Source organism: Falsiroseomonas algicola, assembly GCF_011040385.1.
Classification (GTDB): domain Bacteria; phylum Pseudomonadota; class Alphaproteobacteria; order Acetobacterales; family Acetobacteraceae; genus Falsiroseomonas; species Falsiroseomonas algicola.
In genome coordinates this window covers 1-309 of the sequence record NZ_JAAIKB010000077.1, presented here as the reverse complement: position 1 = coordinate 309, position 309 = coordinate 1, and the positions used below count along the sequence as shown (strand labels likewise).

Genomic DNA, 309 nt, shown 5'->3' with positions numbered 1-309 from the left:
GGGCGCGACGGTGAATGCCGTGCCCATCGCCGTTCCGCCGCAGCCGCAAGGGCCGGGCGTGGTCGCGCAGCCGCCGGCGCAGGTGCCGCCGGGTGCAACGGTGCATGCCGTGCCCATCGCCGTGCCGCCGCAACCGCAGGGGCCGGGCGTGGTCGCGCAGCCGCTGGGGCAGGTGCCGCCGGGCGCGACGGTGAATGCCGTGCCCATCGCCGTGCCGCCGCAGCCGCAAGTTCCGGGCGTGGTCGCGCAGCCGCCGGCGCAGGTGCCGCCGGGCGCGACGGTGAATGCCGTGCCCATCGCCGTGCCGCC

The 309-nt window shown here is 79.0% G+C and carries 1 pseudogene; it reads left to right on the top strand.

Annotation, left to right across the window (positions count from 1 at the left end):
* Positions 1-19: 19 nt before the first annotated feature.
* Positions 20-309: pseudogene (locus G3576_RS31090) on the top strand (hypothetical protein); the annotation flags it as partial.